Raw genomic sequence first — 15,421 nt, forward strand, 5'->3', positions numbered from 1 at the left:
AGTGCGCGTTTCGGCGTACCGGTCGGCGGAAACTGCTGGTGTGGAGATGGGGGTAACCATGAGCCGGTCCGCACCACCGACCACCCGGACGACGAGGGCACTGGCGCTGATCCTGCCGCTGCTCGGCACCGCCACGATGGGCGCGGCCTGCACCAACGGCGCGCCGCCGACCGCTTCGGGGTCGGCGACGCCGGCACCGAGCGCCGTGGTGACCGCGACGAACCCGGTCGACCAGCCGTCACCGACGGCCAGCGCCCGACCGACGACGATTCCCACGTCGGCCTTCTTCGAGCTGCCTCCCGAGCTGCGCAAGTCGCCCCGACAGACAACGCCGGTCTCCAACGCCCTACCGAAGTTGTGCGCCAACGAGTTCGGCACCGGCGGCCGGCAGGTGACCGCCAGCGCCGCCATGACCGCCACCTACAAGAAGGCCAACGAACCACCCTCGAACGTTCCGCAGGGCATGATCCACCAGACCATCTTCACCTTCGACGGCGACGGCGCCGCTGACTACCTGAAGCGCGTTCGCAGCGCCGTGCAGGCGTGCCCCACCTACAAGCAGGGCGACAACCCGGTGAAAGTCGAGAGCCGCGCGCTGCCCGGGGCCGGCGACGAGGCCCTGCTGGTGACCCGGACGTGGGCCGAGACGAGCCTGAACGGAGAACGCACCGGCGGCACCGCCACCAGCCAGATCGCTGTGGCGCGCGTAGACAGCGCGGTCACCGTGTTCAACGACCAGGGTTGGGAAGGCACCAGCGGCAACCCGGCCGTCCTGGACCAGGCCGTACGCAACGGCGTGCAGGCTCTCGACGACTGGCAGCGCTAGGCGCTCGCACTACCGCCCACGGGCGTGGCCGTCGACGGCGGCCGCTCGGCGCAGCCGCTGGTCTGACGCGGATGACACAGCGGTGGGGTGGCGCGTTTGGAACGCACCACCCCACCGGTCGGTGTCTGTTACTCCCAGGAGTCTCGCCGCGTGTAGACGAGGTTTCCGGGGATGACCGTGCCGTTGGTGCTCCACTCGGTGTAGGCCCAGACGTCGCCCTCGGGCAGCGACTCGTTCGGCTTCAGCGTGAAGTTGGTCGTCATGCCGCGCTCCGCCGTGCGAGGGACGGTCAGCGTGGTGGCCGAGTACGTGGCGTTACGACCGACGATGGCGTGGCTCAGTTCGAAGTTGACGACCGGGCCGCCGGGGACCTGGGCGAACACGTACGCGCTGTAGCGCCCCGGCTCGGGCAGGAACTTGTACGCCTGCTCCTCGCTGGTCCAGGATCTGTCACTGCGGTGGATCAGGGTGCCACCCTTGTACAGGTAGAGATCCAGGTTCGCGTTCGGGTTGTCGGTGTGGACCTCGACGACGATGCCGGCGGTGTTCGCCGGCACTGTGAAGTCGACCTTCTTCACTCCGGTGGCGTTCGGGTCGAACACCCCGCCGTCGACGCCGGCCGGCATCGAGTACGCCTTCCGCACCATCGGCGTGTAGCCGGTGCTGCGGCCGGCGAGTGGCCCCGTGAAGCCCGGCTGGAGCGCGCCGAACGCGCCGTTGACCATCCGGCCGAACTCCTCACCGTCGTCGGCGTAGGGCCGGGGGGTGATTCCCCACGGTCGGGCGGCGACCGGGATGCGGGCACTGTGGGCCTTGCCGCGCCAGGTGATCGACCCGGTCACGTACCGGTCCCAGGGCGCGTTGCCCCGGCGCACGGCGATGGTCACCGTGGCGGACTTGCCCGGCTCCAGCGTCACCGATGCCGGAGTCGCGCTTACCTTCATGCCGTCCAGGCCGGACACCGACGAGCGGTACGTTTCCCGCGCCTTGCCCACGTTGGTCAGGGTGCGGGTGATCGTCACCGGGCGGGTGCCGTCGTACTCGCGCAACGAGATGGCCGGCAGGTTGAGTTCCTTGCCGTCGGGCTGGGCGGTCTCGCTGAACCTGACCAGGTCCGCGGCCGTCGGCTGGATGACCAGACCGGGGTCGGTGGCCTTGGCCAGGTTGATGAACCCACTGCCCTGGTCCAGGGGGTTGCTGGTGCCGACGGTGTCGGTGGCGGTGGTCCGCAACGCCGAGGCGACCGCACCCGGTGACCAGTCCGGGTGCGTGGCGCGCAGGATCGCCGCCGCGCCGGCCACGTACGGCGAGGCCATCGAGGTGCCGGAGTACGCGTCGTAGTTTCGCCCGAAGTTGCCCGCCGGGGAGACTGCGGCGATGACGTTCGACCCCGGCGCGACCAGGTCCGGCTTGAAGACGCCGAGCGTCACCTTGTCCGGGCCGGTCGAGGAGAAGTCCGCGACGCTGGGAATGCCCGGGATGCTGGAGCCGTCACCGCCGCTTCGCAGAGAGACCGTCGCGTCGGTGGGGTGGCGCATCAGGTAGGTGAACAACGTGCCGGCCTGCTTCTTGGTCGGCAGGTAGACCACCGGGAAGTTGAAGATGGAGTTGATCCGGTAGTTGCCGGCCGGGTCGAACACCACCATCCCCACGCCGCCCTTGGCCTTGATCTCGGCGACCGATCCGAACAGATCGGACAGCGCACAGGCGACCACCTTGCCCTTGATCTTGGCAGGGTCGAGGCTCCCCGGTTCGCAGTACGCAGCCCACTGCTCCAACGACCCGGCCTGCTCGCCGAAGACGAGCGGGCGGGAGACGCCGTCGGGCAGAAGGTCCAGCGAACCGCCGACGAGCTTCGTGCCGTCGCCCAGCTTGAGCGTCGCCTCGTCGGGCTTCGTCACCGCAGCGCCGACAGTTGTCACCCACGGCGCCGCGTTGCTGATCGCCCCGCTCACGATGCCGGTGTTGCCCGCCGACGCGGCCACGAAGACCCCGGCCAGCGAGGCGTTGAGGAACGCGATGCCGATGGGGGTGTTGGCCTCCCAGTCACCGAGTTCGCTACCGATCGAGAAGTTGAGGACGTTCACCCCGTCGGCGACCGCGGCGTCGATGCCGGCGATGATGTCGGCGTCGTAGCCGGTGCCGCCCCAGAGCACCTTGTAGACGGCGATCTGGGCGTCCGGGGCAACCCCGGAGACGGGACCGAAGCGGCGGCCGTCGATCGTGACGTTCTGCAGTGGCAGACCCGCCGCGGTGGAGGCGGTATGGGTGCCGTGCCCGACCACGTCGCGGGGGGACAGCAGCTCACCCGCGGGCACCGAGCCGCCGTAGGCGAGCCACGAGTCGGCGAAGTACCGGGCGCCCACGATCTTGCCGTTGCAGTGCTCGGCCACGAAGGCGACACCGGTCTGGCAGGTACCGTGCCAGCCCGCCGGTGCGGGCATCTTCTTGGCGAACGACGCGCTCTCCGGCCAGATGCCGGTGTCCAGGACACCGATCACCATGCCCGCACCCGTCCCGGGCCCCGGCTTGGCCGGCTTGCCAGGCTTACCCGGCTCGGGGCGGTCCGCACCCGTGGTCGGCGAAGGCGGCTCGACCCCTGCGGCCCCGGTCGGGGTGGCAGCGGTCGAGGTGGCAGCGCTCGGATCGGGCGACGTCGTCCGGGTTCCGAGCGCCTGCGCCGCGGTGACGGCACGGACGCGCTTGTCGGCCCGCAACGCGGTGGCCTGCTGGGCGGTCAGCCGCGCCGAGAATCCGTTGAAGGCCGCGGTGTAGGCCGTTCTGACCTCGATGCCGGCCGCGCCGGCGACGGCGGCCCGCTGCGCGTCGAGGTGTCGGCGATACGCCTGCGCCGGCGTCGACGTCACGTCCAGTCGGGTGCCCGGCTCCGGACGGGTCCGCGTCAGCCCGGACACGCCACCGGCGTACCGGGTCAACGGCTCCTCGGCCAGTTCGACGACGTACAGGCCTGCTCCGGTGGCGTCCAGGGCTGGCCGCGTGGCTGCCGTCGGGTCGACGGTCGACGCCGTCGGTGAGGGTGACCTTCCGGTCCGACCCGGTGGAGAAGTAACCCGGGCCGTTGGTGGCCGGCTGTCCTCCGGGGGCTGCCGATGCCGCGATACCGGTTGTGCCGGTGATCATGGCGACGACCATCGTCGATGTCGCCAATCTTCGCAGCATGGCTCTGCTCGTGCTGTTAGCCACGAGACTCCTTTCGCGTGCTCCCCTGTGGAGCGAAGATCATCTTGCACAACTTCCGCGTTGGAAGTGATCCCCTCACCTAAGGCAGCCCCGGTTAAAGGACGGTTTGCGCGGCGTTACGGAACGCCGGTACCGGAAAGATCACCATGCGTGTGACCAGGCCGTTCCGGACCTCCCCGATCGAGCCCTCAACGGAGCCGATCATCAACGCCTACGGGTGCGGTTGCCCTGGTACACCCTCAGAGCAGGAAGCGACCCCGACGCCGCAGTCGGTCCTCCAATACCGGGCCAGCTCCTGGATCGCCGCCAGTCGCACCTCCTGCGAGCGGCCGCTGACCAGCTCGCAGGTGGGCCACCGGGTCACCTCGCACGATCAACGAGCCCAGAAACGGCAATTCGGGCATGGCTCTCCGTCTTCGGCACGCTCTCCGGGCACAGCCGTTCGTGCGGCTCAGACGACGTGACGCAGATAACCGTCGATGGCCGCGTCCAACACCTCCGCGCCCGGACGCGCCCAGACCTCGGCGGAGAAGACCTCCACCTCGATCGGACCGACATAACCTGCCCCGTCCACCGCCTCCCGCAGCCGACGGAGCTCGATGCAGCCCGCACCGGGCAGCGCCCGTCCGAGCAGCACCCCCTCCGGCAGCGGCGTCACCCAGTCGCAGACCTGGAACGCGGCGATCCGCGCGCCGGCACGCGCGATCTGCGTGTACACCGTGTCGTCCCACCACACGTGGTACGCGTCCACGACGACGCCGACCACCGCCGGGTCGAACCGCTCGGCGATGTCCAGTGCCTGGCCGAGAGTCGAGATCACGCACCGGTCGGCGGCGAACATCGGGTGCAGCGGCTCGATCGCCAGGCGCACGCCGGCCGCCGCCGCGTGCGGAACCAACTCGCCGATCGCATCGGCGACCCGACGCCGTGCCCCGTCGACGTCCCGACTGCCCAGCGGCAGACCGCCGGAGACGAGCACCAGCTCCGGAGCGCCGAGCGTGGCGGCCTCCTCGATGGCCCGCAGGTTCTCCGAGCGCCAGTCGTCGGCGGAGAAGAAGCCACCCCGGCACAGCGACGTGACGGTGAGGCCGGCGTCGCGGACCAGCTTCGCCGACCGGGCCAGGCCGTACTCCGCCACCGGCTCACGCCACAACCCGATGCCGGGCACACCGGCCGCCACGCAGCCGGCCACCACGTCCGGCAGCGGCCAGCGCTGGGCGGTCGCCTGGTTGAACGAAAAGCGCTCCAGCCCGCCGGCGACCGGTGGTGAGTCCGCCGCCCCGCTCACCGAGCCAGCCTCCGCTCGCGACTGCGGGGCTCGCAAAACCGGCTCACTCCTCGCGCTCACCGAGCCAGCCTCCGCTCGCGACTGCGGGGCTCGCAAAACCGGCTCACTCCTCGCGCTCACCGAGCCAGCCTCCGTTCGCGACTGCGGGGCTCGCAAAACCGGCTCACTCCTCGCGCTCACTGGGCCACCCCCGCCACGGTGAAGAACGCTCGGGCCCGCGCTGCGGCCAGGTCGGCGTCGGGCAGCAGGCCCGCCGCGTCGGCCAGGGTGAGCAGGGTGGCCAGGTGCGCGGGTGACCGGCCGGACTGCGCGCCGCCGACCATCGTGAAATGGTCCTGATGCCCGGCCAGCCAGGCCAGGAACACGATGCCCGTCTTGTAGTGCCAGGTCGGCGCCGCGAACAGGTGCCGCGCCAGCGGTACTGTCGGCGCGAAGATCTCGTCGTACGCCGCCAGGTCGCCGCGATCCAGCGCGGCCAGCGCGGCGGCGGCGGCCGGTGCGATGGCCGCGAACACCCCGAGCAGCGCGTCGGAGTGGCCGACATCGTCGCCCCGGATCAGCTCCGGGTAGTGGAAGTCGTCGCCGGTGTAGAGGCGCACCCCGGCAGGCAGCCGGCGACGGAGTGCGATCTCCCGGCCGGCGTCGAGCAGCGACACCTTGATGCCGTCCACTCTGGACTGGTGCGCCTTGATCAGCTCGACCACCGTGTCGGCTGCCAGGTCCAGATCATCGGCACCCCAGTAGCCGGTCAGCGCCGGATCGAACATCGGGCCCAGCCAGTGCAACACCACCGGCTCGTCGGCGGCGGTGAGCAGCTCGTCGTACACCCGCAGGTAATCTTCCGGGCCGCGCGCGGCGGCGGCCAGGTGCCGGCTGCACATCAGCACCGGCCGGGCGCCGGCCGCGCGGACGTCGCCGAGCTGCTCGATGTACGCGGAGGTCACGGCGGCAAGGGTGGCCGGACCGGCGGGAAGCTGATCCGTGCCGACCCCGGCGACGATCCGCCCACCGACCGCGCGCGCTTCGGCGGCGCTGCGTCGAATCAGCTCCCGGGTCGCCGGATAGTCGAGCCCCATCCCCCGCTGGGCGGTGTCCATCGCCTCGGCGACCCCGAGCCCGTACGACCACAGGTGCCGGCGGAAGGCCAGCGTGGTGTCCCAGTCCACCGCCGCCGGGGTGCCCGGCACGTTTTCCGCGCCCGGGTCGGCGACGACGTGGGCCGCGGCGTACGCGATGCGGCTGGCGGCCGGCGTGGCCGGACGGTCGAAGCCCGCCCCGGCGGCCAGTCGGTGCCGTCGCCCACCGGGCAGCACCACCTCGGGTGCGGTCATGAGCGCAGCTCCGGCACCTCGACACGAACGCCCTCGCGGGCGGAGCGCAGCCCCAGTTCGGCGAGCTGGACGCCGCGCGCCCCGGCCAGGAAGTCCCACCGGAACGGCTCACCGGCCACGACGTGCCGCAGGAACGCCTCCCACTGCACCTTGAAACCGTTGTCGAACTCCTCGTTGTCGGGCACCTCGGTCCACTGTGCCCGGAAGTTCTCGGTGACCGGCAGGTCCGGGTTCCACACCGGCTTCGGCGTCACCGCCCGGTGCTGTGCCCGGCAACGGCGCAGCCCTGCCACAGCGCTGCCCTCGGTGCCGTCGACCTGGAACTCCACGAGTTCGTCGCGGAACACCCGCACCGCCCAGGACGAGTTGATCTGCGCGATCACCCCGCCGTCGAGTTCGAAGGTGCCGTACGCCGAGTCGTCGGCGGTTGCCGCGTAGGTGCGGCCGTCCTCGTCGACGCGCTCCGGCACGTGGGTGGCGGTGACGCAGGAGACGGCGTTCACCCGCCCGAACAGCTCCTCAAGCACGTAGTGCCAGTGCGGGAACATGTCGACGACGATGCCACCGCCGTCCTCGGCCCGGTAGTTCCACGACGGACGTTGGGCGGGCTGCCAGTCGCCCTCGAAGACCCAGTAGCCGAACTCGCCGCGCACCGACAGGATGCGGCCGAAGAAGCCGCCGTCGATGAGCCGCTTGAGTTTGCGCAGGCCGGGCAGGAAGAGTTTGTCCTGGACGACGCCGGTGCGTACGCCGGCCGCGTCGGCGGCCCGCGCGAGGTCCAGTGCGGCGGCGGTGTCCTCGGCGAGGGGCTTCTCCGTGTAGATGTGCTTGCCGGCCTCGATGGCCTGCCGGATCGCCTTTTCCCGCTGTTGGGTGACCTGGGAGTCGAAGTAGATCTCGACGTCGTCGCGGGCCAGCGCTGAGGTGAGGTCGGTGCTCCACTCGGTCAGGCCGTGCCGCTGCGCGAGTTCCCGCAGCTTGGTCTCGTTGCGCCCGACAAGCACGGGTTCCGGCCAGATGGTCGTGCCGTCGGCCAACGCCACGCCCCCGGCTTCACGGATGGCAAGCAGCGACCGGACCAGGTGCTGCCGGTAGCCCATCCTGCCGGTCACACCGTTGACGATGATGCCGATCGACCTACGGGTCGTGGTCACGCGGAACCTCCTCTGAGCCCGGCGCAGCAGCAGGGGAGCCTGCCGGGCGGCGGTCAGGCAAACGCTTTCCCGGAAGCGTAGGCGGGCCGCACACGCCAGGCAAGGCCTTTCCTTGGTCCACGTCACACCCCTCGGGCCTGGCTGCGGGAAAGGGCTTTCACTGCGGTACCGTGGCGTTTCGGCCGGCACGGCGAAACGCCGGCAACAGAACGAAGGGGCGGCCATGGCGACGCTGTCCGATGTGGCACGACGAGCAGGCGTCTCGCCCGCCACCGCCTCCCGCGTGATCAACGGCAGCAGCAAGCCGGTCACCGACGAACTGCGCGAACGGGTGCTCGCCGCCGTCGCCGAGTTGCAGTACGTGCCGAACGCCCACGCCCAACTGCTGGCCCGCTCACACCGCAGCGCGGTCGGCGTGATCGTGCACGACGTCTCCGACCCGTACTTCGCCGAGATCACCCGTGGACTGCAACGCGTCGCCACCGACCGGGGCCGGCTGCTGATGATCTGCAACAGCTACCGCGACCCGGAGCGCGAGCTGGAGTATGTCGAGCTGCTGCGCGGCCACCAGGTGGCGGCACTGATCCTGGCCGGCTCCGGCTATCACGACGACGCGTTCACCCGACAGCTCAACGAGAAACTCGCCGCGTACGAGGCGACCGGCGGGCGGGTCGCGGTGATCGGCCGGCACGAGCACTTCGGCGACGCGGTGATGCCCGACAACCGGACGGGCGGCTACCTCGCCGGCCGGGAGCTGTGCGAGCTGGGCCACCGGGCGATCGGCGTGGTCGCCGGCCCACGCATCCTCACCACCACCACCGACCGGCTCGCCGGGCTCCGGCAGGCCCTCGACGAGCAGGGCCGCGAGCTTCCCGAACGACGCATCCGGTACGCCGAATTCGACCGCGACGGCGGCGCCGAGGCAACCGCCCGGCTGCTCGACGCCGACCCGGACCTGACCGCGATCGTGGCGCTCAACGACTCGATGGCGATCGGCACGCTCGCCACCCTTCGGTCCCGCTCGTTGGACGTGCCCCGGCAGGTCTCCGTGGTCGGCTTCGACGACATGCCGATCGCCCGGGATGTGACTCCGGCACTGACCACAGTGCGGCTGCCGCTCGTCGACATGGGGGTCCGGACGATGTCCATGGTGCTCGGCGCGCAGACGCCGACGCCCCGGGTCGAGGTGCTCCCCGCCGAACTGGTTCGCCGGGGCACCGCCGGCCCCGCCCCGCAGCACGGTCGGGACACCGCAGGCACGGCCTGACGGTCGGCACCGCTTGACGATCGGCACGGCTTGACGATCCGGCGCGGGTGGCGCCCGACGTGTGGTCGGACGCCACCCGAACCCGATCAGGGCAGGTCGATCGGGCGCAGCACCCGGTCCACTGAGTGCGCGATCTGCCGGTTGCCCTTGTTGACGTCGAAGGTGACGACGCGGGCGTCCCGGTCGTTGGTGTCGGCGTCGACAAGCCGCACCTGGCGGAAGATGTACAGGTAGGTGCGCACGTCGACCTCGACGGTCGAGCCGAGCGCGGTGGTCAGGTCCGTGCCGTCGGCCCGGACCGCCGTCCTGCGGTCGACAGTGGCGCCCGGCACCACGTGGTAGAGCAGCACGTTCTCCACGGTGTCGATGCCCAGGCCGGCGACGGCGCTGAACGCGGCGCTCTCACTCGGCAGCTTCGTGGCCTGCGTGATCTCGCGTACCAGCTGCTGGAACGCGGCGTCGGTCGGAATGAACGCGGTCAGAGCGACGGTGCCGTCGGTGAGCACCTTGACCGGCGAGTTGGGCTTGGCCTCCAGGACGGCCAGCACGGCGGCGGTCAGCACGTCGAAGTCCCGCGAGTTGCGGTCGAAGCCGCTGGTGTCCTTGGTGAGCACCTGGGCGAGGGACGTCGTGCCGAGCGGCTTGGCCTTGCCGGTCGCCGAAGCGGCCGGCACCGCGACAGCCGTGGTGGCCAGCGCGGTGGCCATGGCGCCCACGGCCATCCTGGCGGCGAGTCGTGCGATCTTCATCAGCGGGCCTTTCGTCGATGCGACGGATCCGTGACGTCTCGTCACGATCCATGCTTCGCACCAGGTAGGTCACCCGGATGCATCGACGGCCGAAAAAGTTCGACTACAGGCGCGCCATCAGGGGTACGCAGGCGCGCAGTTCTATGCCGTGATCGGGTAGCCCGGCCGATTGTGCTTCATCGATAAGCTCCCACCGTGACGCTCAAGGGAGCACTGACGTGGATTTCCACGGGCGGCGGCGGTCTTCTCATCGGGGCGGTGCTGGGCCTGCTGATGACAGTGGGCTTTGAGGATCCGCTCAAGAAACGCCTGCAACGGATTCGTCGAAGGAGCAGGCGGCTACGGCCGAGACGGCGGACACCGAACGTGGCGGAGTTCGAGTTCGGCGGTGTCACATCGCCTTGCATGATCGTGGCAGGTGACGGCACCGAGGCCATCAGGGAGGAGCTGGTGCATCTCGTAGTCAGTGACGAACCCCTTGAACTACCTGCGGAGTTGGCGGCATGGCGGTCGGAGATCGCCACTGAGGAGCAGGCAAAGAGGGCAGCTGGGGCACCGCATCACTGGAACGGCGACTGTTTCGCAGTCGAGGAGCTTGTTGAGGAGCGAACCGACCGCGACGAGGAAGTCGAAATCTTCCTTCAGCTACGACGAACCGACTACTACAGCTTCCTGGCCAGTCAGCACCTCGACAGGCGATTCAGGGACGGCACCACGCCGCGGAGCAGATGGATCGACCCCGTCGGCCACCGCCGGGCACCTGCGTTCATGTCGCTGAGCATCGGCACCAGCGTTCTGGTCATTACGACCGACCACCGTGTCCTGATCTGCCAGCGTGGCCCCAACGTCGGATCACGCCCTCTGCACTGGGGGGTTTCGGCAGACGAAGGGCTCAGCGCAAAGCTCGACTCCCCAAGTGGTCTTCCACCTCGGCTCCATGCCACCGCCCGCAGAGGGCTGTGCGAGGAGCTGTCCCTCGAAGACCATGAGTATCGCCTGGCCCTGCTCGGCTTCACCATCGACACCGAGCGTCACCAATGGGATTCGGTGTTCGTGGCGTATGCGCACGACCTCAGCTCAGAGCAACTCGATCGCCGCCTGCAACGAAGCGCAAAGGACCGTGCGCTGGAGATTGAGTCGTGGGAGTTCATTCCCTTCGATGTCCGGTCCGTTCTGCGGCGGCTGACCGGCGGACTGCCGGCGCGGGCCTGGACTCCGGTCGCCCCCGTCGCCCTTTATCTCGCCCTGGTCCACGAATATGGACGATGGCGAGTCGAACGGCTGGCGAGGAGCCAGTCGAACCGCCTCCGTAGGTCGAGCTGAGGCGGCCGCGGGATCCCGTCCCGCGGCCGCCTCGTAGGTCAGCGCTGGCGCAGCGGTGCGAGCGCGGTGCTCCAGGCCACGACCTGGTCGAGGGTGACCTCGAGCGCGTCCTGCTGGTGCTGGTTGGGCGTGAAGACGCTGAAGTTCTCGAAGTCGGTGTAGAGCGAGAGCGCGACCTGCGAGCGTACGTCGGCCATCTGGAGCTCACCGGCGACCAGACGCAGGTGCTCGACGGCCCGCGCCCCACCCACCGAGCCGTAGCTGACGAAGCCGACGGCCTTGTTGTTCCACTCGGCGTAGAGGAAGTCGATGGCGTTCTTCAGTGCCCCCGAGGTGGAGTGGTTGTACTCGGGGGTGACCATCACGAACCCGTCGAACGACGCGATCGTCTCGGCCCAGCGCAAAGTGTGCGGCTGGGTGTACTGCCCCATCGCGGGCGGATACGCCTCGTCGAGGTGCGGCAGCTTGTAGTCGAGCAGGTCGATCAGCTCGAACTCCGCGTCGGAGCGTTGCCTGGCGACATCGAGGACCCAGCGGGCCACGGCTTCACCGTTACGCCCCGGGCGGGTGCTTCCGAGGATGATCCCGATCCTGGTCATGGTGTTGGCGCCTTTCCGAAAGGTTCGTGGTCTGCGTGCCGTCGAGAACCGTAGCCATTACTTGCTTGGTCAAGCAACAACAGCGCCCATGACCGTCGTCACACGGAGCGTGAGCACTTGCTCAATCAAGCAACTATGCTGAAGGGATGTCCGACAGCCCCGCCCGTCCACGTCCCCTCGCCCCCGACGAGGAGGCACTGGTCCGCGCCCTGGGCCAGATGATGTACGTGCTGCCCCGCACGATCGACGCCGACATGGCCAGTGACCGCCAACTGCCGCTGACCGAGTACACGGCGCTCATGAACCTCTCCGAGGCCCCGGAGCGGCGGATGCGCATGCACGAACTCGCCTCGGTCTGCCACCTCTCGCTCAGCGGCATGACCCGCACCGTGACCCGGCTGGAGACCCTGGGCCTGGTGAAGCGGGAACGCTGCGAGGAGGACGCCCGCGGCTGGAACGCCATCCTCACCGAGGCGGGCCTGGCCCGCCTGGAGGAATCCTGGCCGAGCCACCTGGCGGCCGTACGTCGGCGGTTCCTGCGGCACTTCGAGGGCCTGGACCTGGCTCAGTTGGCCCGCGCGTTCGAGCGGGTCGGCACGACCGACTGAGCCAGGTCGGGCTCGTCGTCAGGCGTTGGGCACGAGCCGCCAGCGGTTGTCGGCGCTGCCGTTGTCCGGGTCCTGCACGGCCTGCGCACCCCATGCCGTCGACCCGTTCAGGATGCCCAGCAGCTTGCCGCTGTTGACGTTGCGGATCTTGTAGGTGCCGTCCCCGTTGTTCACCAGGATCCACCGGTGGTCGGCGGTGCCGTTGTCGGCCCACTGGAGGACGCGGGCGTTGTCGGCGGTGGACATGTTCTCCACACCGAGGACCTTGCCGCTGTTGACGTTGCGGAACCGGACGGCGTCGCCGTCGGTCACCACTACCCAGTTGTGGTCGGCGGTGCCGCTGTCACCCCACTGCACGGCGAGCCCGCCGTCGGCCGTGGACATGTTCTGGATGCCGAGGACCAGGCCGGTACCGACGTTGACGAGCCGGTGACTGCCACCGCCGCTGCTGCCCGAGGTGTTCCAGTAGACGGTGTAGTTGAAGCCGTGGGCGTCCTGGAACGGCCCGAGGTTGACCGTCGCCCCGTTCGCGGTGGCGGTGAACGCGAGCGAACTGGTGCTGGTCCGGGCGATGGACGAGACGGCAAGGGACGGAAGCGCGTTCAGTGTGGTGTTGCCGTAGTTGCCGCAGAGGACGCTCGGCCCGTACGTGACGGCGGCGACGGACGCGTTGTCGTTGGCGGCCCGCATGATCACCCGCATCGGCAGGCGCACAGTGACGGTGTCGCCCGCGGCCCAGGTCCGGGTGATCGTGGCGTAGCTGCCGGGTGTGGTGGTCACGGACTGCGCCACGCCGTTGACGCTGATCGTCGCGCCGCTTGTCCACGCCGGGATGCGGACCCGGATGCTCCACGAGCCGCTCATGGTGCCGGACAGGGTGAGCGTGGTGGAGTCGCTAACCGGATAGCTGGTGGCCTGGGTGACGGTGACGCCCCGCTGCGACCAGGTCAGCACCGACGGCACGAACAGGTTCACCGTCAGGGTCGTGCCGTTGTAGAAGTAGATGGAGTCCATCAGCTTCGTGTTGATCTCCAGGCCGGTGCCCTGGCAGCACCAGAACGAGTTGTAGTCGGTGCTCCAGGTGCCACCGCCCCACGCGGGACCCACGCCCCTACGCCCGCCCGGCCGCAGTGGGGTGAAGTAGGTGATGTGGCCGTGGCTGTCGGCGGGGTTCTGGCCGCCGATCAGGTGGTTGATCAGGGCGCGCTCGTAGAAGTCGAAGTAGTCCGTCCGGTTGGGGTCGAGCAGCCACAACTCGCGGGTCAGCTTGAGCATGTTGTAGGTGTTGCACTGCTCGCAGGTGTCGTTGCTGAGGTAGCCGGCGATGGCGTTCGGCGCCCGGAAGTGCTCCGCCTGGCTGTTGCCGCCGATGACGTACGTGTGCGCGCCGACAGTGATGTTCCAGGCGTTGGAGGCGATGTCGCGGTACCTGGTGGTGCCGGTGGCCTTGAACTCCCGTGCGGCGCCCACCCACTTGGGCACCTGCGTGTTGGCGTGCAGTCCGTTGAGCTGGTCCTGGTTGGCGGCCAGCGGGTTGAACACGGAGGCGTGGTCGAACCGCTGGGCGGTGGTGAGCCACCGCGCGTCGCCGGTCTGCTGGTAGATGTCGGTGAGCACCTCGTTCATGCCGCCGAACTCGGTGCCCAGCATCGACTGCATCTGGCTGGAGCTCAACCGGCTCGTCCGGGTGTCGACCCAGCCCGCCAGTGCCAGCAGCACCGTGCGTGCCTGGGTGTTGCCGGTGTAGCGCCACACGTCGAGCAGGCCGGCGAGGGTCTTGTGGATGCAGTAGTAGGGCACGTTGCCGTTGGACAGCGTCCGCGCCTCGAGCGCTGTGAAGTCGGACTCCGGGAAGCCGGAGAGGTAGCCCGCGCCGAACCCGGCAGCGCCGTTGTTCGCCTGGCACTTGGCAAGCTCGGCCACCATGTAGTTCGCCTTGTCCCGGCAGGTGGTGTCGCCGAGCACGGCGTACCCGTGTGCCCAGGCGGTCAGGAAGTGCCCCTGCATGTGGGTCCGGAACGGAAACGACGGCGCGTCCCAGCCTCCGTTGGTGGCGGCGCCGTTCGTCGACAGCCGGTGGTTGGCCCGGAAGTTGTAGAGCAGTCGGTCGACGTCGACGAAGCGCAGGTAGTTGAGGGTGCGGTTCTGGTTGTCAAGCCAGCGGCCGGTGGTCAGTCGCACCTGACCGAGCTCGAAGGGGTAGGCCCCGACGCCAAGGTCGGCGCGCGCCGGTGGGACGACGGCAGCGGCGGCGGGGCCGGCGCCCAGGACGGTTCCGCCGGTGGCGGAGATGACGGCAGTGGCGCCGGCGGCTTGCAGCACGCGGCGACGACTGATGGGCAGGGGTGACATGGAACCTCCACGGAGAGCGCAACAGGCGACGGAGCACAGCCGGGCGGGACGGGGCTCGACAGGGCGGTCAGACACGAGCGTTAGCGCTCACATCCGTGTCCGGCATGTTACGGCCGATCGACGCTTTCATTCAAGACAATGAGTGTGGTTCGACCGTTGATCAGCGCTGTTACCCGTGGTGATGCACCGGCGCCGGCGGTGTTATCGATAACACGAGCGGCTAGGCGGACAGTCTGCCGGCCTCGACCAGAGCCCAGGCGAGCAGCCCGAACGCGACGGTCGACGCGACGGCACGGACCACGTTGGCGCGTACCCATGGCGTCTCGAAACGCTCCCGGAGCGCCGCGGGATCAGCGACCCGGTCGATGTCGCCGGCTCGGGCGAGCACGTTGTTGAGCGGCACGTTCACCACTGCGGTCAGGCCGAGCACCACAAGGTATGACAGCAGCCCCGCGACGATCCACGGCAGCACCGCCCGGTGTCCGGCGTCCAGGTGCAGCGCCGCCGCAAGAAGCGTGAACACCAGCGCGCCACCGAAGCAGACGGCGAACCATCCGTTGAGGATGGACTCGTTTATCCGCTGCATGGCGAGCACAAGCGTGCGGTCGTCGGTGCGGCGAAGACCCGGCATCACCGCGTAGGCGAACGCGGTGAACAGGCCTGCGGTCAGACCGGTGGTGAGGGCGGCGGCGAGAAGGCTCGCGGTACGGAGGAGACCCATGC

Annotated in this window: 12 protein-coding genes; 4 read left to right on the top strand and 8 right to left on the bottom strand. The window is 69.5% G+C overall.

Annotation, left to right across the window (positions count from 1 at the left end):
• Positions 1–58: 58 nt before the first annotated feature.
• Entirely contained in the window at positions 59–826 is a 768-nt protein-coding gene (locus ACPXB1_RS11745; RefSeq protein ID WP_355632267.1) for a hypothetical protein, read from the top strand.
• Positions 827–954: 128 nt separating this feature from the next.
• Here ACPXB1_RS11745 and ACPXB1_RS11750 read toward each other — a convergent pair whose 3' ends face one another.
• From ACPXB1_RS11750 to ACPXB1_RS11765, 4 genes are all read right to left on the bottom strand, one after another.
• Complete coding sequence (locus ACPXB1_RS11750; protein WP_425735207.1) at positions 955–3,741, bottom strand: S8 family serine peptidase; 2,787 nt, start codon at positions 3,739–3,741, stop codon at positions 955–957.
• 737 nt (positions 3,742–4,478) lie between these two features.
• A complete protein-coding gene (locus ACPXB1_RS11755) occupies positions 4,479–5,276 on the bottom strand; it encodes a sugar phosphate isomerase/epimerase family protein (RefSeq protein ID WP_425735297.1) in 798 nt (265 codons plus the stop codon).
• A 215-nt stretch (positions 5,277–5,491) separates the two neighbouring features.
• Complete coding sequence (locus ACPXB1_RS11760; protein WP_425735208.1) at positions 5,492–6,646, bottom strand: dihydrodipicolinate synthase family protein; 1,155 nt, start codon at positions 6,644–6,646, stop codon at positions 5,492–5,494.
• Positions 6,643–7,746, bottom strand: a complete 1,104-nt coding sequence (locus tag ACPXB1_RS11765) for a Gfo/Idh/MocA family protein (protein WP_355589432.1) — start codon at positions 7,744–7,746, stop codon at positions 6,643–6,645. The genes ACPXB1_RS11760 and ACPXB1_RS11765 overlap by 4 nt, the downstream gene beginning before the upstream one ends.
• Before the next feature lie 277 nt (positions 7,747–8,023).
• Here ACPXB1_RS11765 and ACPXB1_RS11770 point away from each other — a divergent pair, with 277 nt between their 5' ends.
• Complete coding sequence (locus tag ACPXB1_RS11770; RefSeq protein WP_355589054.1) at positions 8,024–9,067, top strand: LacI family DNA-binding transcriptional regulator; 1,044 nt, start codon at positions 8,024–8,026, stop codon at positions 9,065–9,067.
• A gap of 86 nt (positions 9,068–9,153) precedes the next feature.
• Here the strand turns inward: ACPXB1_RS11770 and ACPXB1_RS11775 are convergent, their stop codons facing one another.
• Positions 9,154–9,816 (bottom strand): fasciclin domain-containing protein, encoded by a 663-nt coding sequence (locus tag ACPXB1_RS11775; protein WP_355589052.1) that lies wholly within the window; start codon positions 9,814–9,816, stop codon positions 9,154–9,156.
• A gap of 195 nt (positions 9,817–10,011) precedes the next feature.
• Here ACPXB1_RS11775 and ACPXB1_RS11780 point away from each other — a divergent pair, with 195 nt between their 5' ends.
• Positions 10,012–11,139 carry a hypothetical protein gene (locus tag ACPXB1_RS11780; RefSeq protein WP_425735209.1) on the top strand — a complete coding sequence of 376 codons (1,128 nt, stop codon included), beginning with the start codon at positions 10,012–10,014 and terminating at the stop codon, positions 11,137–11,139.
• A gap of 38 nt (positions 11,140–11,177) precedes the next feature.
• Here the strand turns inward: ACPXB1_RS11780 and ACPXB1_RS11785 are convergent, their stop codons facing one another.
• Entirely contained in the window at positions 11,178–11,738 is a 561-nt protein-coding gene (locus ACPXB1_RS11785) for an NADPH-dependent FMN reductase (protein ID WP_425735210.1), read from the bottom strand.
• Between the two features lie 146 nt (positions 11,739–11,884).
• Here ACPXB1_RS11785 and ACPXB1_RS11790 point away from each other — a divergent pair, with 146 nt between their 5' ends.
• The gene (locus ACPXB1_RS11790) at positions 11,885–12,346 is read left to right on the top strand and encodes a MarR family winged helix-turn-helix transcriptional regulator (RefSeq protein ID WP_355589047.1); all 462 of its coding nucleotides are present in this window, start codon (positions 11,885–11,887) and stop codon (positions 12,344–12,346) included.
• Positions 12,347–12,364: 18 nt separating this feature from the next.
• On the opposite strand, the gene ACPXB1_RS11795 is transcribed toward ACPXB1_RS11790, so the two are convergent.
• Entirely contained in the window at positions 12,365–14,698 is a 2,334-nt protein-coding gene (locus ACPXB1_RS11795; RefSeq protein ID WP_425735211.1) for a beta-L-arabinofuranosidase domain-containing protein, read from the bottom strand.
• Positions 14,699–14,918: 220 nt separating this feature from the next.
• Positions 14,919–15,419 carry a DUF1772 domain-containing protein gene (locus ACPXB1_RS11800; protein WP_355589043.1) on the bottom strand — a complete coding sequence of 167 codons (501 nt, stop codon included), beginning with the start codon at positions 15,417–15,419 and terminating at the stop codon, positions 14,919–14,921.
• Positions 15,420–15,421 lie beyond the last annotated feature (2 nt).

The sequence above is a fragment of the Micromonospora sp. DT68 genome, from assembly GCF_049847245.1.
GTDB classification, from domain to species: Bacteria; Actinomycetota; Actinomycetes; order Mycobacteriales; family Micromonosporaceae; genus Micromonospora; species Micromonospora profundi.

What these genes read in the sequence shown, in the direction of transcription:
- ACPXB1_RS11795 (WP_425735211.1), bottom strand. Translation starts at nt 14,698, where the DNA reads ATGTCACCCCTGCCCATCAGTCGTCGCCGCGTGCTGCAAGCCGCCGGC.
- ACPXB1_RS11785 (WP_425735210.1), bottom strand. Translation starts at nt 11,738, where the DNA reads ATGACCAGGATCGGGATCATCCTCGGAAGCACCCGCCCGGGGCGTAAC.
- ACPXB1_RS11775 (WP_355589052.1), bottom strand. Translation starts at nt 9,816, where the DNA reads ATGAAGATCGCACGACTCGCCGCCAGGATGGCCGTGGGCGCCATGGCC.
- ACPXB1_RS11790 (WP_355589047.1), top strand. Translation starts at nt 11,885, where the DNA reads ATGTCCGACAGCCCCGCCCGTCCACGTCCCCTCGCCCCCGACGAGGAG.
- ACPXB1_RS11745 (WP_355632267.1), top strand. Translation starts at nt 59, where the DNA reads ATGAGCCGGTCCGCACCACCGACCACCCGGACGACGAGGGCACTGGCG.
- ACPXB1_RS11770 (WP_355589054.1), top strand. Translation starts at nt 8,024, where the DNA reads ATGGCGACGCTGTCCGATGTGGCACGACGAGCAGGCGTCTCGCCCGCC.
- ACPXB1_RS11800 (WP_355589043.1), bottom strand. Translation starts at nt 15,419, where the DNA reads ATGGGTCTCCTCCGTACCGCGAGCCTTCTCGCCGCCGCCCTCACCACC.
- ACPXB1_RS11765 (WP_355589432.1), bottom strand. Translation starts at nt 7,746, where the DNA reads ATGGGCTACCGGCAGCACCTGGTCCGGTCGCTGCTTGCCATCCGTGAA.
- ACPXB1_RS11760 (WP_425735208.1), bottom strand. Translation starts at nt 6,646, where the DNA reads ATGACCGCACCCGAGGTGGTGCTGCCCGGTGGGCGACGGCACCGACTG.